This window comes from Mycolicibacter senuensis, assembly GCF_002101885.1.
In the GTDB taxonomy this organism is placed as follows: domain Bacteria; phylum Actinomycetota; class Actinomycetes; order Mycobacteriales; family Mycobacteriaceae; genus Mycobacterium; species Mycobacterium senuense.
Genome location: NZ_LQPS01000051.1, coordinates 62097 through 80648 on the forward strand (window position 1 = coordinate 62097; position 18552 = coordinate 80648).

Consider the following 18552-nt stretch of genomic DNA (forward strand, 5'->3'; position numbering starts at 1 on the left):
GTCAAGCAAGGAGTTTCGACTGTGGGTGTGCCCGTATATCGCCGGATCCTGGAACTGTTCGAGGCCGAGGGCGTCAACACGCTGTTCGGTATCCCCGACCCCAACTTCGTGCACATGTTCGTCGAGGCCGAACAGCGCGGCTGGTCGGTGGTGGCGCCGCACCACGAGGAGAGCGCCGGGTTCATGGCCGAGGCGGCGTCGCGGATGACCGGGGCGCCGGGGCTGTGCATCGGCACCCTGGGGCCCGGCGTGGCCAACATCGCCGGGGCGATGATGTGCGCCAAGGTGGAGAACTCCCCGGTGGTGTTCCTGGGCGGGCAACGGGCCCGCATCACCGAGCGGCGAGTGCGGCGCGGGCGTATCCAATTCGTCCGCCAGGAAGAGCTTTTCGCGCCGTCGGTGAAGTACAGCGCGTCGATCGAGTACGCCGACCAGACCGATGAGATCGTGCACGAGGCGATCCGCCGGGCCATGTCCGGAACCCCCGGTCCGGCCTATATCGAGTACCCGTCACACGTGATCCTCGAAGAGCTCGACGTCGCCGGTCCGCCGGAGCCGCACCGTTACCGGCTGGTCAACCAGCGGGCCGGGGCGGCCGAGGTCGCCGAAGCCGCCGAGATCATCCGCAACGCGGCGAGCCCGATCCTGCTGGTGGGTCACGGGGTACACACCTCGCGCAGCGCGGCGGCGGTGCGCGAACTGGCCGAACTGATGGCGTGCCCGGTGATCCAGACCTCCGGCGGCACCGCGTTCATCCCCGGGCTGGAAGACCGCACCTTCCCCTACGGCTTCTCCCAATCGGCGGTCGAGGCGGTGGTGGCCTCGGACGTCTGTGTGGCGCTGGGCACCGAACTGGGCGAGCCGGTGCACTACGGCACCACCCGGCACTGGGCCGAGAAGAACACCGACCGCAAGTGGATCTACGTCGAGCAGGATCCACTGGCGATCGGGGTGAACCGGCCCGTCGACGTGCCGCTGGTGGGCGATCTGCGCGGTGTCGTGCCGCAGCTGGTGGAGGCACTGCGGGACAGCCCCCGTACGCAGCCGGCCGAGCTGGACCGGTGGATCAAACAGGACGCCGAGCAGCTCGCCGAGCTGGCCGAGACCGCACCGGCCGGACGCACCCCGGTGCACCCGGCGCGCTACGTGGTCGAGGCCACTCGGGCTTTTGCGGACGTCGCCGCGCACGGCATCATGGTGCGCGACGGCGGCGCCACCGTCATCTTCCAGTGGACCTATTCACAGGCCAAGCCGCACGACGTGATGTGGAATCAGAACTTCGGCCACCTGGGCACCGGCCTGCCGTACGCGGTGGGCGCTTCGGTCGCCGAGGGCGGCAAGCGGCCGGTGATGCTGCTGACCAGCGACTCGGCGTTCCTGTTCCACATCGCCGAGCTGGAGACCGCCGCCCGGCTCAAGCTGCCGCTGGTCTGCGTGGTCGGGGTGGACCACCAGTGGGGGCTGGAGGTCGGGGTGTACAAGCGCACGTTTGAGCAGCCCTCGCCGCAGCCGGGCGTGCACTGGAGCAAGGACGTCCGGTTCGACAAGATCGCCGAGGGCATGGGCTGCCACGGGGAGTACGTCGAGGACGAGGCCGAGATCGGGCCGGCGATCAAGCGGGCCTACGCCGCCGGCGGCACCGCGGTGATTCACGTGTGCATCGACCCCAAGGCCAACTCGGAGGAGATGCCCAACTACGCCGAGTTCCGCACCTGGTATGCCGAAGGAACCCAATGATGAGAATGTTATTCTCATTTCCGGCTAACGCATATCCGTGATTGCAGCGACGAGCTGGAGGAGACCATGCCCGGCGGAATGAGCTTCGAGCTGACCGAGGACCAGCAGCTGATCCGGCAGTCGGTCGCCGAACTGGCGGCGAAGTTCGACGACCACTACTGGATGAGCAAGGACCAAGCTCACGAGTTCCCGCAGGAGTTCTACGACGCCATCGCCGGCGGCGGCTGGCTGGGCATGACCATCCCCGAGGCGTACGGCGGCCACGGGTTGGGCATCACCGAGGCCACCATCCTGGCCGAGGAGGTGGCGCGTTCCGGCGGCGGCATGAACGCCGCCAGCGCCATCCACATGTCGATCTTCGGGATGCAGCCGGTGGTGGTGTTCGGCTCCGAGGAGATGAAGGCCGAAACCCTGCCGCGCATCGTCACCGGTGACCTGCACGTGTGCTTCGGTGTCACCGAACCGACTGCGGGACTTGATACGTCACGGATCACCACGTTCGCCAAGCGTGATGGCAGCGACTATGTGGTCAACGGCCGCAAGGTGTGGATCTCCAAAGCTTTGGAGTCCGAGAAGATCCTGCTGCTGACCCGCACCGAATCCCGCGACGACGTGGAACGCCGCGGTGGCAAACCCACCGAGGGTCTCACGCTGTTCCTCACCGATATCGACCGTGACCACGTCGACATCCGGCCGATCCCCAAGATGGGCCGAAACGCGGTGTCCTCCAACGAGGTGTTCATCGACGACCTGCGGATCCCGGCCGAACACCGGATCGGCGAAGAGGGCAAGGGTTTTTCCTACATCCTGCACGGGCTCAACCCGGAACGCATGCTGATTGCCGCCGAGGCGCTCGGGATCGGCCGGGTCGCGCTGGACCGCGCGGTCCGCTACGCCAACGAGCGCGTGGTGTTCGACCGGCCGATCGGCATGAACCAGGGCATCCAGTTCCCGCTCGCCGATTCGCTGGCCCGACTGGACGCCGCCGAGTTGATCCTGCGCAAGGCCACCTGGCTCTACGACAACGGCAAGTCCTGCGGTCGTGAAGCCAACATGGCCAAATATTTGTGTGCCGACGCCGGTTTCGCGGCGGCCGACCGCGCGCTGCAGACTCACGGCGGGATGGGCTACTCGGAGGAGTACAACATCTCCCGGTTCTTCCGGGAATCCCGGCTGATGAAGATCGCCCCGGTCAGCCAGGAGATGATCCTGAACTTCCTCGGCTCGCATGTGCTCGGGATGCCGAGGAGCTACTGATGACCGCACCGCTGGCCGGTGTCACGGTGGTGGCGCTGGAGCAGGCGGTGTCCGCCCCGATGTGCACCCGCGCGCTGGCCGACTTCGGTGCACGGGTGATCAAGGTGGAGAACCCCGACGGCGGCGACTTCGCCCGCTACTACGACGACGTGGTCGGTGGTCCCGGAGGCCAGGCGGCACACTTCGTCTGGGTCAACCGCGGCAAACAGTCGGTCACGCTGGATCTGAAAAGCGAGGCGGGACGCGAGGTTCTGCACCGGCTGCTGGACACCGCCGACGTGCTGGTCTCCAATCTCGCACCGGGCGCCACCGCGCGGCTGGGACTGTCGGCACGGGACATGGCGGCCCGGCACCCGAACGTGATCGCCGTGGAGATCGACGGCTACGGCAGCGGCGGACCGCTGTCGCACAAGCGGGCCTACGACCTGCTGGTGCAGGCCGAGTCCGGGGTGTGCTCGGTGACCGGCCGGCCGGGCGAGCCGGCCAAGCCCGGCCCGCCGGTGGCGGACGTGACCAGCGGCCTGTACTCGGCGCTGTCGATCATGGCGCTGCTGATCGGTCGCAAAGGTGCGGGCACCGATGAGCCGGCGCCGTCGGTGAGCGTCAGCCTGTTCGACACCATGGCCGAGATGATGGGCTATCACCTGACCTATGCGCGGCACTCCGGCATCGAACAGCAGCCGCTGGGCATGAGCTCTCCGGCGGTGGCGCCCTACGGTGCGTATGCGACCGGCGACGGCCACACCGTGGTGCTGGGCACCACCAACGACCGGGAATGGCAGCGGCTGGCCCGCGAGCTGCTGGGCCGCGACGACCTGGCCGACGATCCGCGTTTCACCGGCAACGCCGACCGGGTGGGCAACCGGGCGATCCTGGACGAGGCGATCGGCCAGTGGTGTGCGCGCCACGACCTGGCCAAGATCCAGGACGCCGCGGATGCCGCCGGAATCGGCAACGCCCGCTACAACACCGCCGCCGATGTGCTGGCCCACCCGCAGCTGTCCGAGCGCGACCGGTGGCGCTCGATCGACACCCCCGCCGGGCCGATCCCATCGTTGCTGCCGCCGCCGGTCATCGCCGGCTTCGAGCCGCCGATGGGGCCGGTGCCCGCCCTCGGCGAGCACACCGAGGCGGTGCTGGGCGAACTGGGTTTCACCGACACTGAGATCGCCGAGCTGCGCGGCCAGGGGGCGATCGGGCAGGCTGGCAGCTGATGGCCCCCGACACCGATGTTCTGCTACGCACCGATCGCGAGGGGGTACGGACTCTCACCCTGAACCGGCCCGCCCGCAAGAACGCGATCAACCCGGAACTGTGGCGGGAGCTGCGCGATGCGCTGCGCGATGCCGCCGACGATCGCGACCTGCGCGCCCTGGTCATCGCCGGCGCCGGCGGCGCGTTCTGTTCGGGCGCCGACATCGGCACCGGCGACGACACCCACCCGGTGCACAAGCTGCAGCGGCTCACCGATGTGGCACTGGCGCTGCACGAGCTGACGGTCCCGACCATCGCCAAGGTGACCGGGGTGGCGGTCGGGGCGGGCTGGAACCTGGCGCTGGGTTGCGATCTGGTGGTCGCCACGCCGGAATCGTCGTTCTGCCAGATCTTCTCGAAGCGGGGCCTGTCGATCGACCTGGCCGGTTCGTGGTTATTGCCCAAGATCGTCGGCCTGCAGCAGGCCAAGCGGCTGGCGCTGCTGGCCGATACCATCGACGCCGCCGAAGCCCACCGGCTGAACCTGGTGACCTGGGTGGTGGACGCCGGTGAGATCGACGGGTTCGTCGACGAGCTCGCCGACCGGCTGGCCGCCGGCCCGCCGCGGGCGCTGGCACAGACCAAGGCGCTGCTCAATCAGGGGGCCGACTGCACCCTGCCCGAGGCCCTGACCAACGAATCCCGGGCCCAGCTAGTCAATTTCGCCGGCACCGATGCCGCCGAAGCCTATGCGGCATTCGCCGAGAAGCGCACACCGCGCTTCACCGGTGGATGGCCCGCCAAGTGAGATCGGAGTAGAGATGCGACCAACGGTGATCGTCGGGGCGGTACGCACCCCGGTCGGCAAACGCAACGGCGGCCTGGCCGGCACGCACGCCGCGGACCTGTCCGCGATCGTGCTCAACGAGCTGATGGCCCGCACCGGGGTCGACCCGGACATCGTCGACGACGTGGTCTGGGGCTGTGTGTCGCAGGTCGGCGACCAGTCCTCCAACATCGGCCGGTACGCGGTGCTGGCCGCCGGCTGGCCCGAGCACATCCCGGGCACCACCGTCAACCGGGCGTGCGGCTCCAGCCAGCAGGCACTCGACTTCGCGGTGCAGGCGGTGATGTCGGGACAGCAGGACGTCGTCGTCGCCGGCGGCGTCGAGGTCATGAGCCGGGTGCCGCTCGGCGCGGCCCGGGCCAGCGGTGAACCTTACGGCCCCAAAGCTCTTGCGCGCTACGACGGTTTCCAGTTCAACCAGGGCATCGGCGCGGAGATGATCTGCCAGAGGTGGGGATTCGACCGCGTCCGGGTCGACGAGTACGCGGCGCGCTCACATGAGCGGGCCGCCGCCGCGCAGGACGCCGGGGCGTTTCGCGACCAGACCGTCCCGGTCGCCACCGACGGCGGGGTGGTGGACGCCGACGAGGGCATCCGCCGCGGCACCACCGTCGAGAAGCTGGCCGGACTCAAACCGGCGTTCCGCGACGACGGAATGATCCACGCCGGCAACTCCTCGCAGATATCCGACGGCGCCGCAGCGCTTTTGGTGATGAGCGAGGACGAGGCCGCCCGGCGCGGGCTGACCCCGCTGGTGCGCTACACCGCCGGCGCGGTCACCGGAGCCGACCCGGTGCTGATGCTCACCGGGCCCATCCCGGCCACCGAGAAGGTGCTCAAGCGCGCCGGGTTGGGCATCGCCGACATCGGTGTGTTCGAGGTCAACGAGGCGTTCGCCCCGGTGCCGCTGGCGTGGCTGGCCGAGACCGGCGCCGACGAGGAGCTGCTCAACCCGGTCGGCGGGGCGATCGCACTGGGCCATCCGCTCGGCGCATCCGGCGCGGTGCTGATGACCCGGATGATCAACCACATGCGCGACAACGGCATTCGGTACGGATTGCAGACCATGTGCGAGGGCGGCGGAACCGCCAACGCCACGATCGTCGAGCTCGTCGGCTAGGCCGGCCGGATCGGCTAAGGAGACACCGTCATGCAGCGCGTGCTGTTCACCGAAGACCACGAGGCGTTCCGGGCCCTGGCCCGTGACTTCGTCGAGAAGCAGGTGGTACCCGAATACCCCAACTGGGAGAAGGCCGGCCGGATGCCGCGCGCGGTCTTCGAGCAGCTGGGCTCGCTGGGGATGCTGGGCATGGCGATCCCCGAGGAGTACGGCGGCGCGGGCATCGACGACTACCGCTACAACGTGGTGCTGCAGGAGGAGGCGGCCCGCGCGCTGGTGACACTGTCCACGGTGCGCACCCAGCTCGAGGTGATCCTGCCGTACTTCCTGCACTACGCCAACGACGAGCAGCGGGCCCGCTGGTTCCCCGGGCTGGCCGCCGGCACGCTGCTGACGGCGATCGCGATGACCGAGCCGGGCACCGGATCGGATCTGGCCGGGATGCGCACCACCGCGGTGCGGGACGGCGACGACTACATCCTCAACGGGGCCAAGACGTTCATCACCGGCGGCATTCAGGCGGATCTGGTGATCGTGGTGGCCCGCACCGCCACCGACCCCGACAACCGCCGCGCCGGGCTGACGCTGCTGGTGGTGGAGGACGGCATGCCCGGCTTCGCCCGGGGCCGCGAACTGGACAAGATGGGCTGCAAGGTGCAGGACACCGCCGAGTTGTCCTTCGCCGATGTCCGGGTTCCGATGGCCAACCGGCTGGGCGCCGACGGCGAGGCCTTCAGTTACCTGGGCCACAACCTGGCCCAGGAACGACTCACCGTGGCGGTCGGCTCGGTGGCGCAGTCCCGTTCGGCGCTGGCCGCCACCATCGACTACGTCAAGAACCGGAACGTGTTCGGCTCACCGGTCGCGTCGTTCCAGAACACCAAGTTCGAACTGGCCGCGGTCTCCACCGAGATCGAAGCCGCCCAATGCATGCTCGATAGGGCAGTCATCGAGCACGTCGATGGCAAGCTTTCGGGCGCCGACGCCGCTCGGGTGAAACTGTTCTGCACCGAGATGCAGGCCCGAGTCATCGATCGCTGCCTGCAGTTGTTCGGCGGCTACGGCTACATGATGGAATACCCGATCGCGCGGCTCTACACCGACGCGCGGGTGGCCCGGATCTATGCCGGGACCAGTGAGGTGATGAAGATGATCATCGCCAAGTCGCTGGGGCTCTGAGACGGTCTCGGGGCCGCGGTTGTGAGTCCGTAATCAAAGATTCTTCGATGAGACCCTTGTCACAGCGTGCAAACCAACCTACTGTGTGTTCACTTGGTTGGTTGATCGAAGGAGACCGGTGACCTCACCCCGGCCGTACGCCACACTGCTCGCCAAAGGCGAGGACCGCAGGCAGCGGATTCTGTTGGCAGCCGAGCACCTGCTGGCCCGCAACGGCTGGCGCAATACCTCGCTGGCGCAGATCGCCCGCAACGCCGGGGTCAGCGCGGCCGGTCTGCTGCACCACTTCGCGTCCAAGGAACAGCTGCTGCACGCGGTGCTCGACGCCCGCGACGCCGACGACGACACGCATGCCGACCGCAGCGGCGAGCTCATCGAGGAGATCCAGCGGGTGGCCGAGCGATTCACCCGCGCACCCGAGTTGGTCGGCACCTTCACCGTGCTGCTCGCCGAGAACGTACTGCCCGAGGCGCCGCTGCACGATCGGATGCTGAAGCGCTACCACGCCGCGGTCGACATCGTCGCCGACCTGATCCGGCGCGGCCAGGACGCCGGGCGCTACCGCACGGATTTCGACCCGGCCATCAAGGCCGCAGAGATTCTCGCCTTTATCAACGGAATGGAGATGTCATGGCTACTGGATCCCTCGATACCGCTGGCCGAGGTGTTCACGGCCTACACGGAAACACTGGCCCGCGACTTCGCTCCACTGGAAAAGGACATCCCGCAATGACCCCCGACCCCGACATGCGGTACCGGTTCGACATCGTCGGCCACAGTGTCGTCGACATCGTCACGGCGGCGGGCGGCTGGCTCTACGACCGCGCGACGGCGGGCTGGGACGTCAGCGTCATGATGCTCGATGCCTTCGAGGGCACCGACACCCGCCCGCTGCAGATCCTCGGCGCCCGGGTGCTGGACCTGGCGTCGGTGCTCACCCACTGGGAGCAGTGGCCGCACCCGCAGACCATCGCCGTCTGCGCCCAGATGTTCGACGGCCACGCACGCGTGCGCCAGGGCGTACTCGACGCGCTGGAACACAGCAGCACCGAGGTGACGCTGTGGGGCGACGTGCCCGCCGAGTTGCATCGCGACGTCGACACCCGCCAGCACCGGCTCAGCGCGGCAGCCCGCGCGTTCAAGGCCCAGGCGCTGCGAGCGGCGGGCATCGACCCGAAAGGCGTCGCCGGATCCGGTCACATCGAGAAGTTCCGCTGCGGGCCGGCGTGTGCATCGGTCGCGGCAGACCTGAGCCCGGCGAGTTGAGCGGCGCGATCGGACGTTGACCGAGAACGTGCCACTGTCGCGTTCCCTGGTACTGGTGACGGATTATCGAGTCCCGGATCCGGCCAGGGTCTGGCCGCTGCTTAAGCGCCACCGCGACAGCCTGGCTCACCTGGGCGCCAGTCATGTGCTGGTCTACACCTCGTCGGTAGACCCCGGCCGGGTGCTGGCACTGATGTCGATCCGCGCCGAGCAGCCGGTGACCGACCTGCTCCGCGACGAGGCCTTCATGGGCTGGTTCGACGCGGTCGGCGTCGATGACATTCCCGCCGTCTTCGCCGGTGCGCTGGCGGAGCGCATCGAGCTGGCCGACAGTTCGAGCCTGACTGAACCGCCGGCCGAACCGCCGGGCGTAGTGGTAGCGGCGGTGGCCGAGGTCGTCGATGCCGAGGCGCTCATCGCCCACGTCCATGACACCGCGGACGCCTTCACCGCGGCCGGAATCCGGAAGGTATTGATATTCCAGGCCTTTGACAATCCCCGCGAGGTGTTCATGCTGCAGGAGGCGGCTGAGGAAGTGGGCGAGGCCGGCGCCGGACAGTGGATCAGCCAACCCGAGTTCGCCGCCGACTGGGTCACCAGGGCCGGAGTCGGTGTCTACCCGCCGGTTTTCGTCGGCCGCCTGGCACACCTGATGCGCGTGGCGGATCAGCAAGATGACCAACAAGAACGAGCAGAAGGAGAACCCATTCGATGACCGCTTACGACGCGGGACTGTTGATCGTGCGGCTGTGCCTGGGCCTGACCATGGCCGCGCACGGCTACAACAAGATCTTCTCCGGCGGCCGGATACCCGGCACCGCACGGTGGTTCGACAGCATCGGTATGCGGCCCGGCCTCTTCCACGCCCGGGTGGCCGCCGGAACCGAGATCGCCGCCGGGCTGGGCCTGGCCGCCGGCCTGCTCACGCCGATTCCCGCGGCGGGCTTCGTCGCCCTGATGCTGGTGGCGGCCTGGACGGTGCACCGAGACAACGGCTTCTTCATCGTCAAGAGCGGGTGGGAGTACAACCTGGTGCTGGCCGCCGTCGCGGTCGGCGTCGCCATGCTCGGCGCCGGACGGCTCAGCCTGGACCACCTGCTGTTCGGCCAGAACTGGTGCGACGGATGGACCGGGCTGCTGATCGCGGCCGGGCTCGGACTCGCCGGCGGCATCGGCCAACTGGTGGTGTTCTACCGGCCGGTGCGCGAGTCGGCCTGACCGCGCCGGTCAGTCGCTGGCCGGCAGCGGTTTGGCTTCTTTGAGGGCCAACGGCACGGTGCCGACGCTCAACGCGCCGGCACCGGCCTTGGTCACCAGGACCTCGGCGCCGGCCTCGTCGACGTAGCGTTTGCCCATCACCGCGCCGCCGGCGAAATCGGGATCCAGGGTCGCCTCGGGCGAGGCGCTGTCCTCCAGGGGCACCATCGGGGCCCCACCGGCGCGCAGGTCATCGAGGCTGTCGGCGGTCTTCACCACGATGACCTGGGTGTCGCACACCTGGCTCTTCAGACGGGTACCGGACTTGATCATTGCGCCCCTTCGGCTTGAAAAACTACGTGGACTACTTCGCGGTTTGCAGGTCGTTGAGGAGTTCCCGGCGCAGCACCTTGCCGGTCGGGGTGGTCGGCAGCTCCGAGCGGAAGACGATCCGGTCCGGGGTGCGCGACCCTCGCAGCTGTTCCCGAACATACTCGCGCAGCGCCTCCGGCTCCGGTGACGCACCCGGCGCCGCAACCACGCACGCGACGATGATCTGGCCCCACTCCGGATCCGGGGCGCCCACCACCGCGACCTCGCGAACCTGCGGGTGCTCGACCAGCACGTCCTCGATCTCGGCGGGTGCGATGTTCTCGCCGCCGCGGATGATGGTGTCGTCGGAGCGACCGACGATGAACAGGTAGCCCTCCTCATCCAGCACGGCGAGGTCGCGGGTCGGGAACCAGCCGTCGGCGTCGAGCACCGACCCGATGCCGGTGTAGGTGCCGGAGACCTGCTCGCCCCGGAGGAACAATTCGCCGGGCTCTCCGGCCGCCACCGGCCGGCCCTCGTCGTCGCGGATGACGACCTCGATGCCGGGCACCGGCCGGCCGACCGACCCCAACCGCTTGCGGACGGCTTCGTCGGTGGACGCATACGCCGTGCGGTGGTCGTCGGGGGTGAGCACCGCGACCGTCGAACTGGTCTCGGTCAGGCCGTAGGCGTTGACGAAGCCGACGTCGGGCAGCAGGTCCAGCGCCCGGCGCACCAACGGCAGCGCAACCTTGGAGCCGCCGTAGGCCAGGTTGCGCAGCGTCGGCAGCGGAGCCGGGTGGGCTTCCAGTTCGGTCACGATGCGCTCCAGCATCGTCGGGACGACGGTCGCGGTGGTCACCGCCTCGTCTTTGACCAACCGGATCCACTCGGGGGCGCTGAAGCGACGCAGATAGACCGCCTTGCGGCCGGCGTAGAGATTGCTCAACGCCGCTCCGACACCGGCGATGTGATACGGCGGAACGCAGATCAGCGCCGCGTCCGCGGTGTCCGCCGAACCGAACTCGACGGTCTGAGTGATGTAGCTGGTCAGGTTGTTGTGGGTCAGCTCAACGGCTTTGGGCGCCGAGGTGGTGCCCGAGGTGAACAGCACCACCGCCACGTCGTCGGGGTCGGGCCACTGCACCTCCGGGGTGGTGGTGCGGGCCCGGGCGCAGAAGGTGGCCGAATCGATCGGGCCGATCCCGATGTCGCCCACCTCGCCGACCAGGTCGAGGTATTCCTTGTCGACGACGACCAGCGGTTGCGGCAGCCGGCCGATCAGCTCGCGCAGCGCCGGGCCGCTGAGCCGGTAGTTGAGCGGGGCGAAGGGCCGGCCGGCCCGCGCCGCGGAGAACAACAGCAGGGGCAGCATGTCGCCGCCCATCCCGATGTAGGCCACACTGTTGGCGCCGGTCTCGCTGATCACCCCGGCGCCGGCGTCAGCGAGGGCGTTGAGTTCGGCGGTGGTGTAGCGGGTGGTCTCCGAGACGACGGTCACCCGGTCGGGGCCGGCCGACACCGCCATTTCCAGCAACAACGAAATGCTCACCGCTCGGCTCCCCGTAATCCGTCGTGAATGAGAACGACATTATCATTTTCTGGTAGTTGCGCTACCGCCAGCAGCCGGATCGGGTGCCGCCATCGGTACGCTGACGTGCGTCATGATCAGCGTGGTCGACCTCGATGGCAACCCCGACGCCGAGCCCGGCGCCGGGATCATCATCGCGACGGGCAGCCGCTTCGACACCGCGCACGCCGAACACTGGCTGCAGCGCGCCACCTTCACCCTCTCCGAGGCCGAGGCGACGGATCGCCGGGTCATCACCGTCGGATCGGTGGCCGAGGCGCTCGCCGGCATCGCCGATCACTGCCGGCGCCGGCCGCACGCGGCCACGATCTGCGACGACGTGCTGCGCGCGGTGGACCCGGCGGCGCCGGCGCGGCCCGGCGTGATCACCGAATCACTGGCCTACTCGGTGCTGCAGGCCGGCCCGGAGTTCGCCGGCTGGCTGGCCGAGCGCGGCCCGGCCACCGTGCCCGACACCAGCGAGCCGGTGCTGATCGACCGGGACGGCGACACGCTGCTGCTGCGGTTCAACCGGCCACAGCGCCACAACGCCTTCAGTAACACGATGCGCGCCGCGTTGCTCGACGGGCTGGCCGTCGCCGAAGCCGACACCTCGATCGACGAGGTGGTGCTCTCGGGGGCCGGCCGCTCCTTCTGCAGCGGCGGCGACCTGGCGGAGTTCGGCGGCTTCACCGATGTGGCCAGTGCGCACCTGGCCCGCACCCGCTACAGCCCGGCGCTGGCGCTGGACGCGCTGACCGCCCGGCTCGGCGCGCGCTGCCGCGCCCAGGTGCACGGTCAGGTGCTGGGCAGCGGACTGGAGATGGCGGCCTTCTGCGGCCGAGTGCGGGCACACCCCGAGACGGTGCTGGGTCTGCCCGAACTCAACCTCGGGCTGATCCCGGGCGCCGGGGGCACCGTCAGCATCACCCGCCGCATCGGACGGTGGCGCACCGGTTATCTGATCCTGTCGGGACGCACCATCGACGCGCCGACCGCGCTGCGATGGGGGCTGGTCGACGAGGTCGGGAGCCCCTGATGAGCGGCGCGGCCTGGGCTGCGTCGGGACTGGCCTGGCTGACCGGGCAGCCCGACGGCCCCCCGGATCTCTCCCGCGCCGCGGTGCTGCAGCACGCCACGCAGGTGCTGGGCCGCTTGACCGACGCCACCGGTGTCGACGCCGACGCCGCGACGCTGCTCGCCGGGCGCGCCGGGCTGCTGGGCTTCCGCCGCGCCGGGCGCGTCTCGGCCGGGGGCGCCTCCCGGTTGCTGGCCGCCGCCGACGGCTGGTGGGCGATCACGCTGTCGCGCGCCGACGACATCGACGCCGTACCCGCCCTCGTCGAGGCCGAGTGCCCGGAGCCGTGGGCGGCCGTTGCCGGGTGGGCTTCGCGGCGACCGGTGGCCGAGGTCGTCGAGCGGGCGCGGTTGCTCGATCTGCCCGCCGCCGCACTGGGGGAGACCGCGCCCGCGCCGCCGTTGATCCGCCGGGTCGGACCTAGCGGTCCGGCCCGCGGCGCGCACGGTGCCCTGGTCGTCGACCTGACCTCACTGTGGGCCGGCCCGCTGTGCGGGCAGCTGCTGGCGCAGGCCGGCGCCACCGTCATCAAGGTGGAAAGCCCGTCCCGCCCGGACGGCACCCGCGCGGGGCCGGGTGCGTTCTTCGACTGGATGAACCATGGAAAGCTTTCCTGTGCAGTCGATTTCGATCGCGATGCTGCTGTTCTTGCCGGCTTACTGGGGGCCGCCGACGTGGTGCTGGAAGGTTCACGTCCGGCGGCATTGAACCGCCGGGGTCTCGGGCCGTTCGACGTGGCGGGCCGGCCGGGGCGGGTGTGGCTGCAGACCACCGCGCACGGCGGCGAGGCGCCCGGTTCATACGGCGGTCCCAGCTTCGCCTCTCCTTCGTCGAGCCTCGCTGAACCGCCGGGGTTCGGCGACGACACGGCGGTCGCCGGCGGGCTGGTGGGCTTCGACGGGGCCGCGGACCCGGTGTTCTGCGCCGACGCCATCGCCGACCCGCTGACCGGCATCGAAGCCGCCGCCGCGGTGCTCGACTCGCTGGCCCGCGGCGGCGGCGAGGTGATCACGCTGTCGCTGGCCGCCGTCGCCGCCCGCTACGCCGCGCTGCCGCTGCATCGCGCCGGCGACCACCCGGTGTCACCGCCCGCCCGCCCGCGCATCGCCGGCCCCGGCCCCCGGCTGGGAGCCGACAACGCCCGGGTCGGCGAACTGGTGAATGCGGCGTCGCGGTGCTGATCCAGCGGGCGGTGCTGCTCGACGGCTCGCTGGTCGACATCCGGCTCGGCGACACCATCGAACAGGTCGCGCCGGGTCTGGCGGACCGCCCCGGTGAAGACGTGCTGGACGCGCGCCACGCCACCGTGATTCCCGGGCTGCACGATCACCACCTGCATCTGCGGTCGGCGGCCGCCGCGCTGGACTCGGTGTGCCTGGGTCCGCCGCAGGTGAGCACGCTCGACGAGCTGGCCGCCGCGCTACGGGCCGCGACGGCCGATCGCGACGGCTGGGTGCGTGGCTACGGCTACCACGAATCGGTGGCCGGAGAACTCAACGCCGCACTGCTGGACCGGCTCTCGCCCGAGGTGCCGGTGCGGGTGGCGCATCGCAGCGGCGCGCTGTGGGTGCTCAACTCCGCCGGGCTGGCCCGCATCGATCGGGCCGATCACCCCGACGGCAGGCTGCTGCGGGCCCACGGTGATCCGGGGCCGGAGCTTTTGCGCCGGGAGCCGTCGCTGCGGCGACTGAGCCGGCAGCTGGCCGCCCGCGGCGTCACCGGGATCACCGACGCCACCCCGGGTCACACCGACGCCGACATCGCCGCGTTCGCCGCCGCCCACCGCAGCGGGGAGCTGCTGCAGCGACTGCACTGCATGGCGCCGGCCGGAACCGCCCCGGCGCCCGGCATCACATTTGGGCCGGCCAAGATCATCCTCGACGACGCCCGGCTGAACCTGGATGCCTTGGTGAAAGCCTTGTGCGACTACCACGGTCGCGATCACGGTGTGGCGCTGCACTGCGTCACCGACGCCCAGCTCACCGTCGCGATCGCGGCATGGCAGTCCGCCGGCGCCCACCGCGACGATCGGATCGAGCACGCCGCGGTGGTGCCCGACGACCGGCTGGCCGACCTCGCCGCGCTCGGCATCATCGTGGTCACCCAGCCCAACTTCATCGCCGAACGCGGCGACGACTACCTGGCCGAGATCGAACCCGACCGGCACCATGAGTTGTGGCGGCTGGCGTCGTTGCGGGACAACGGTATTCCGGTGGCGCTCTCCACCGACACCCCGTTCGGCGACGGTGACCCGTGGGCGGCCATGCGGGCCGCGGTGCACCGGACCACTGCCGGCGGCGCCGTGTTGGGTCCGGCCGAGCGCGTCACGGCTCGCGCCGCGCTGGCCATGTTCACCGGTCGTCCCGACCGGCCCGCGATACCGCGCACGGTCAGCCCGGGCGAGCCCGGTGACCTGTGTGTGCTCGACGGCGATCCGGCCGCGCTGGACGCCGGCCTGGTCGCGGCGACGATCGTCGCCGGCACCGTGGTGCACGCGCACCACAACATTCGGTAGCCTATCTAGATAGTTTGTCGGTTGAGAATTCGGAAGGCACGAGATGACACGTACGGACAGTGACAGCTGGGACCTGGCCAGCAGTGTGGGGGCGACCGCGACCATGGTGGCGGCGCAGCGCGCGCTGGCCACCGACGGGCCCGACAAGCTGATCAACGACCCGTTCGCGGCGCCACTGGTGCGCGCCGTCGGCATCGACTTCTTCACCCGGCTGATCGACGGCGACGTCACGCTGCCCGAAGGCGACGACTTCGACCCGGTCCGGATGGGACACGGCATGGGGATCCGGACCCGGTTCTTCGACCAGCACTTCCAGGCCGGGACGCAGAGCGGCATCCGCCAGGCGGTCATCCTCGCCGCCGGGCTGGACTCGCGTGCCTACCGGCTGGACTGGCCGGCGGGCACCGTGGTCTACGAGGTCGACCTGCCGCAGGTGATCGACTTCAAGACCAACACCCTGGCCGGCCTGGGTGCCGAACCGACCGCGGAGCGCCGCACCGTCGCCATCGACCTACGCGAGGACTGGCCGGCCGCGCTCAAGGCCGCCGGATTCGACCCGGCCGCGCCCACCGTGTGGAGCGCTGAGGGCCTGCTGATCTATTTGCAGCCAGAGGCCCAGGACGCCTTGTTCGACACCGTCACCGCGCTCAGTGCTCCGGGCAGCAGGCTGGCCTGTGAGTTCATCCGGGACACCTCGGTGTTCGCCGGCCCGGAGTGGCGCGAGCACCGGGAGAAGATGCAGACCGTGGGGTGCGACGTGGATTTCGGTGAGTTGATCTACCACGGCGAGCGCAATCACATCGTCGACTACCTGACCCACGCCGGCTGGACGGTGTCGGGCCGGCAGGTCACCGAGCTCTACTCCGAGGCCGGCTTGGAGTACGGCGATGACGCCCTTGCGGTGGCGTTCGGCGATCTGACCTATCTGAGCGCCGTGCTGCCCGGCGCGGGGGTATGAAAAACGTCACAGCGGACGACGCGGCGATACGACGGTGACGCCACCGACAAGCGGCGCGACGGTGCCCCCAGCAGGGCTCGAACCTGCGACCTGCGGATTAAAAGTCCGTAGCTCTACCAACTGAGCTATAGGGGCCGTGCCGGAACAGAATACTGCCTTGCCGGCCGTTGCCGATGGGGGCCGCGTTTGAGGAAAGGACCCACCGTGCCCTAAGCTAGCGAAGCTCCCAACGTGACCACGTTGCGAGTCCCCGGAGAGATTCGGTTCTGGCCCCCTTCGTCTAGCGGCCTAGGACGCCGCCCTTTCAAGGCGGTAGCGCGGGTTCGAATCCCGTAGGGGGTACTCGTATCGCGGCGACGCGGAGCGAAGAGCAAGGCCCTGTGGCGCAGTTGGTTAGCGCGCCGCCCTGTCACGGCGGAGGTCGCGGGTTCAAGTCCCGTCAGGGTCGCTTTATACGGCGAGGCATACGTGCCTTCCGGCCAGGTAGCTCAGTTGGTACGAGCGTCCGCCTGAAAAGCGGAAGGTCGCCGGTTCGATCCCGGCCCTGGCCACTTCAGTTTGGCTGCTCATACTAAGCCGACTCGCCGCGGTACTACTGGCCGAACAGTCGCCGGGCCATAGACTGTGCCACCGTGCACCGCGCATCCCCCCGGCTGACCGTCGCGGTCGCCGCCGCACTGATCGCCGTGGCCGCACCGCCGATGAGCGCCGCAGCGGGGGAGAAGATTCTGCTCGGCGGCGGCGCGGCGATCGTGCTCAACGACGACACGCTGTGCACCCTGGCCGCCATCGGCCACGACAGCGCCGGCCGGCTGATCGGCTTCACCTCGGCCCACTGCGGCGGGCCCGGATCGCCGGTGGTCGCCGAGGGCGCAGAAGAGCGCGGGGTTGTCGGCACGGTCGTGGCCGCCGACGACACGCTCGTCTATGCCGTGATCGACTTCGAGCCGGCCAAGGTGAAGCCGATCGCCGACTACGAAGGTTTCGGGATCTTCGGTCTCTGGCAGCCAGACCCGGAACCCGCCGGTCCGGAACCTGCCGAGCCGCCGCCCGCCGACCCGGAACCTGCCGACCCGGCAGCCGCGAGCCCGGAACCTGCCGACCCAGCACCCGCGAGCCCGGAACCCGCCGTGCCCGAAGCCGTCGCGGCCAAACGGGCCTGCAAACTCGGCCGGGGGTCCGGGCTCAATTGCTTCGACGTCGTTCCCGCCGGCCTGGATTCCGTCGGCGAGGAGTGGTGGCAACGCGGTGACGACGGCTCACCGATCACCATCGACAACCTGCTCGTCGGCATGGTCCGCGACGGATCCGTCCCGGTCGCACCGCTGGACCAGTCCGGCCCGGGGGTCGTGATGTTCAAGGAGATCCTCGACGACGTCAATGCCAAGGGCGGCCCGGGTGCCGGTTTCGGCCTCGGCTAGCGCTCAAAACCTCAGGGCCGCAACGTCTCCGGGCAGAGCTCGGACTGCGCCGCGGCGATCTGGACGTCGGCCGCCTCGGGGCTGTAATAGAACGTGTTGGTCAGCTGGCGCACCACGTCTCCCGGCGAGAGCCCGGACCGGTAGGTGCCGGTGTGCCCGTACATCCGCAATAGGGCGCAGACGTAGTGGCCCGACGTCACCTTGACGTCATCGGCGATCGGGATCGCCACCGGCGAGGCGTTGACCTTCGCCAGATAACTGGCGTCGTCGGCGTGGGCGGCGGGCGCCGCGACCAGCGCCGTGGCGGCGAGCAGGGGCGCGGCGACGCGCGCGGTCACATGCATGACCTCCATGGTGCCACCGCGGGCTCGCCGGACGAGACACATCCGGGTACGGCGTAAATCCCCGCGCGCCACCGCACGGCTGGCTATCGTGCCAGCCATGGCAGTCAAGGATTCCCGCGAAGTGGTCATCGAAGCCAGCCCGGAGGAGATCTTCGACGTCCTCGCCGACGTCGAGTCCGTGCCGTCCTGGTCGCCGCAGTACCAAAGCGCCGAGGTGCTCGACACCCATGACGACGGCCGGCCCCGCCGGGTTCGGATGCGGATCAAGGCGGCCGGTCTGACCGACGAGCAGGTGGTCGAATACAGCTGGACCGCCGACAGTGTCGGCTGGACGCTGGTGTCGGCCGGCCAGCTCAAGGCGCAGGACGCCAAGTACACCCTGACGCCGCAGGGCGAGGCGACCAAGGTTCGGTTCGACATGGCGGTCGACCCGTCGATCCCGATCCCGGGCTTCCTGCTCAAGAACACCCTCAAGGGCGGCATGAAGACCGCCACCGACGGGTTGCGCACGCAGGTGCTCAAGATCAAAAAGGGCGGCTGACCCCCGTTTCGTCCAA

The 18552-nt window shown here is 69.7% G+C and carries 19 protein-coding genes and 4 tRNA genes; 19 read left to right on the forward strand and 4 right to left on the reverse strand.

Going from position 1 to position 18552, the window contains the following annotated elements:
- The first annotated feature begins 21 nt into the window (after positions 1-21).
- The 10 genes from AWC24_RS19575 to AWC24_RS19620 all read left to right on the forward strand — a co-directional run bounded on the left by AWC24_RS19575 (position 22) and on the right by AWC24_RS19620 (position 9818).
- On the forward strand, positions 22-1737 hold the full coding sequence (locus tag AWC24_RS19575) for a thiamine pyrophosphate-binding protein (protein WP_085088345.1): 1716 nt from the start codon (positions 22-24) through the stop codon (positions 1735-1737).
- Between the two features lie 66 nt (positions 1738-1803).
- A complete protein-coding gene (locus AWC24_RS19580) occupies positions 1804-2994 on the forward strand; it encodes an acyl-CoA dehydrogenase family protein (RefSeq protein WP_085088348.1) in 1191 nt (396 codons plus the stop codon).
- On the forward strand, positions 2994-4208 hold the full coding sequence (locus AWC24_RS19585; protein WP_085088351.1) for a CaiB/BaiF CoA transferase family protein: 1215 nt from the start codon (positions 2994-2996) through the stop codon (positions 4206-4208). Before AWC24_RS19580 ends, AWC24_RS19585 begins: the two co-directional genes overlap by 1 nt.
- A complete protein-coding gene (locus tag AWC24_RS19590; protein ID WP_085088354.1) occupies positions 4208-4996 on the forward strand; it encodes an enoyl-CoA hydratase/isomerase family protein in 789 nt (262 codons plus the stop codon). Before AWC24_RS19585 ends, AWC24_RS19590 begins: the two co-directional genes overlap by 1 nt.
- A gap of 13 nt (positions 4997-5009) precedes the next feature.
- Positions 5010-6155 carry a thiolase family protein gene (locus AWC24_RS19595; protein WP_085088356.1) on the forward strand — a complete coding sequence of 382 codons (1146 nt, stop codon included), beginning with the start codon at positions 5010-5012 and terminating at the stop codon, positions 6153-6155.
- Between the two features lie 30 nt (positions 6156-6185).
- A complete protein-coding gene (locus tag AWC24_RS19600; RefSeq protein ID WP_085088359.1) occupies positions 6186-7334 on the forward strand; it encodes an acyl-CoA dehydrogenase family protein in 1149 nt (382 codons plus the stop codon).
- 118 nt (positions 7335-7452) lie between these two features.
- The gene (locus AWC24_RS19605; protein ID WP_085088363.1) at positions 7453-8067 is read left to right on the forward strand and encodes a TetR/AcrR family transcriptional regulator; all 615 of its coding nucleotides are present in this window, start codon (positions 7453-7455) and stop codon (positions 8065-8067) included.
- The gene (locus AWC24_RS19610) at positions 8064-8600 is read left to right on the forward strand and encodes a hypothetical protein (RefSeq protein ID WP_085088366.1); all 537 of its coding nucleotides are present in this window, start codon (positions 8064-8066) and stop codon (positions 8598-8600) included. Before AWC24_RS19605 ends, AWC24_RS19610 begins: the two co-directional genes overlap by 4 nt.
- Positions 8601-8616: 16 nt before the next feature.
- Entirely contained in the window at positions 8617-9315 is a 699-nt protein-coding gene (locus AWC24_RS19615) for a fatty-acid--CoA ligase (RefSeq protein ID WP_085088369.1), read from the forward strand.
- Positions 9312-9818: a DoxX family protein gene (locus AWC24_RS19620; protein WP_085088372.1), complete on the forward strand. Its 507-nt coding sequence runs from the start codon at positions 9312-9314 to the stop codon at positions 9816-9818. The genes AWC24_RS19615 and AWC24_RS19620 overlap by 4 nt, the downstream gene beginning before the upstream one ends.
- Before the next feature lie 9 nt (positions 9819-9827).
- Here AWC24_RS19620 and AWC24_RS19625 read toward each other — a convergent pair whose 3' ends face one another.
- Together AWC24_RS19625 and AWC24_RS19630 are read right to left on the reverse strand one after the other, a co-directional pair.
- On the reverse strand, positions 9828-10130 hold the full coding sequence (locus AWC24_RS19625; protein ID WP_085088374.1) for a hypothetical protein: 303 nt from the start codon (positions 10128-10130) through the stop codon (positions 9828-9830).
- 31 nt (positions 10131-10161) lie between these two features.
- The gene (locus AWC24_RS19630) at positions 10162-11661 is read right to left on the reverse strand and encodes a class I adenylate-forming enzyme family protein (RefSeq protein WP_085088377.1); all 1500 of its coding nucleotides are present in this window, start codon (positions 11659-11661) and stop codon (positions 10162-10164) included.
- A 112-nt stretch (positions 11662-11773) separates the two neighbouring features.
- Here AWC24_RS19630 and AWC24_RS19635 point away from each other — a divergent pair, with 112 nt between their 5' ends.
- The 4 genes from AWC24_RS19635 to AWC24_RS19650 are packed head-to-tail and all read left to right on the forward strand — an operon-like array spanning position 11774 to position 16230.
- Positions 11774-12718: an enoyl-CoA hydratase/isomerase family protein gene (locus AWC24_RS19635; protein WP_085088380.1), complete on the forward strand. Its 945-nt coding sequence runs from the start codon at positions 11774-11776 to the stop codon at positions 12716-12718.
- The gene (locus tag AWC24_RS19640; protein WP_085088383.1) at positions 12718-13938 is read left to right on the forward strand and encodes a CoA transferase; all 1221 of its coding nucleotides are present in this window, start codon (positions 12718-12720) and stop codon (positions 13936-13938) included. The genes AWC24_RS19635 and AWC24_RS19640 overlap by 1 nt, the downstream gene beginning before the upstream one ends.
- Complete coding sequence (locus AWC24_RS19645; protein WP_085088386.1) at positions 13932-15272, forward strand: amidohydrolase family protein; 1341 nt, start codon at positions 13932-13934, stop codon at positions 15270-15272. The genes AWC24_RS19640 and AWC24_RS19645 overlap by 7 nt, the downstream gene beginning before the upstream one ends.
- 43 nt (positions 15273-15315) lie before the next feature.
- Positions 15316-16230 carry a class I SAM-dependent methyltransferase gene (locus AWC24_RS19650; protein ID WP_085088389.1) on the forward strand — a complete coding sequence of 305 codons (915 nt, stop codon included), beginning with the start codon at positions 15316-15318 and terminating at the stop codon, positions 16228-16230.
- Positions 16231-16292: 62 nt separating this feature from the next.
- On the opposite strand, the gene AWC24_RS19655 is transcribed toward AWC24_RS19650, so the two are convergent.
- Positions 16293-16365: transfer RNA gene (locus AWC24_RS19655), tRNA-Lys, on the reverse strand.
- A gap of 134 nt (positions 16366-16499) precedes the next feature.
- Between AWC24_RS19655 and AWC24_RS19660 the strand changes: the two genes are divergently transcribed.
- The 4 genes from AWC24_RS19660 to AWC24_RS19675 all read left to right on the forward strand — a co-directional run bounded on the left by AWC24_RS19660 (position 16500) and on the right by AWC24_RS19675 (position 17651).
- Positions 16500-16572: transfer RNA gene (locus AWC24_RS19660), tRNA-Glu, on the forward strand.
- Positions 16573-16604: 32 nt separating this feature from the next.
- Positions 16605-16678, forward strand: a tRNA-Asp gene (locus AWC24_RS19665).
- A gap of 29 nt (positions 16679-16707) precedes the next feature.
- Positions 16708-16781: transfer RNA gene (locus tag AWC24_RS19670), tRNA-Phe, on the forward strand.
- A gap of 81 nt (positions 16782-16862) precedes the next feature.
- The gene (locus AWC24_RS19675; RefSeq protein WP_085088392.1) at positions 16863-17651 is read left to right on the forward strand and encodes a chymotrypsin family serine protease; all 789 of its coding nucleotides are present in this window, start codon (positions 16863-16865) and stop codon (positions 17649-17651) included.
- Between the two features lie 11 nt (positions 17652-17662).
- Here AWC24_RS19675 and AWC24_RS19680 read toward each other — a convergent pair whose 3' ends face one another.
- On the reverse strand, positions 17663-18094 hold the full coding sequence (locus AWC24_RS19680) for a DUF732 domain-containing protein (protein ID WP_234807446.1): 432 nt from the start codon (positions 18092-18094) through the stop codon (positions 17663-17665).
- Between AWC24_RS19680 and AWC24_RS19685 the strand changes: the two genes are divergently transcribed.
- Entirely contained in the window at positions 18093-18536 is a 444-nt protein-coding gene (locus AWC24_RS19685) for an SRPBCC family protein (protein WP_085088398.1), read from the forward strand. The two genes, AWC24_RS19680 and AWC24_RS19685, sit on opposite strands and share 2 nt — an antisense overlap.
- The last annotated feature ends 16 nt before the right edge of the window (positions 18537-18552 follow it).

What these genes read in the sequence shown, in the direction of transcription:
- AWC24_RS19580 (WP_085088348.1), top strand. Translation starts at nt 1,804, where the DNA reads ATGCCCGGCGGAATGAGCTTCGAGCTGACCGAGGACCAGCAGCTGATC.
- AWC24_RS19585 (WP_085088351.1), top strand. Translation starts at nt 2,994, where the DNA reads ATGACCGCACCGCTGGCCGGTGTCACGGTGGTGGCGCTGGAGCAGGCG.
- AWC24_RS19590 (WP_085088354.1), top strand. Translation starts at nt 4,208, where the DNA reads ATGGCCCCCGACACCGATGTTCTGCTACGCACCGATCGCGAGGGGGTA.
- AWC24_RS19595 (WP_085088356.1), top strand. Translation starts at nt 5,010, where the DNA reads ATGCGACCAACGGTGATCGTCGGGGCGGTACGCACCCCGGTCGGCAAA.
- AWC24_RS19600 (WP_085088359.1), top strand. Translation starts at nt 6,186, where the DNA reads ATGCAGCGCGTGCTGTTCACCGAAGACCACGAGGCGTTCCGGGCCCTG.
- AWC24_RS19610 (WP_085088366.1), top strand. Translation starts at nt 8,064, where the DNA reads ATGACCCCCGACCCCGACATGCGGTACCGGTTCGACATCGTCGGCCAC.
- AWC24_RS19620 (WP_085088372.1), top strand. Translation starts at nt 9,312, where the DNA reads ATGACCGCTTACGACGCGGGACTGTTGATCGTGCGGCTGTGCCTGGGC.
- AWC24_RS19625 (WP_085088374.1), bottom strand. Translation starts at nt 10,130, where the DNA reads ATGATCAAGTCCGGTACCCGTCTGAAGAGCCAGGTGTGCGACACCCAG.
- AWC24_RS19635 (WP_085088380.1), top strand. Translation starts at nt 11,774, where the DNA reads ATGATCAGCGTGGTCGACCTCGATGGCAACCCCGACGCCGAGCCCGGC.
- AWC24_RS19640 (WP_085088383.1), top strand. Translation starts at nt 12,718, where the DNA reads ATGAGCGGCGCGGCCTGGGCTGCGTCGGGACTGGCCTGGCTGACCGGG.
- AWC24_RS19650 (WP_085088389.1), top strand. Translation starts at nt 15,316, where the DNA reads ATGACACGTACGGACAGTGACAGCTGGGACCTGGCCAGCAGTGTGGGG.
- AWC24_RS19685 (WP_085088398.1), top strand. Translation starts at nt 18,093, where the DNA reads ATGGCAGTCAAGGATTCCCGCGAAGTGGTCATCGAAGCCAGCCCGGAG.
- AWC24_RS19680 (WP_234807446.1), bottom strand. Translation starts at nt 18,094, where the DNA reads ATGGCTGGCACGATAGCCAGCCGTGCGGTGGCGCGCGGGGATTTACGC.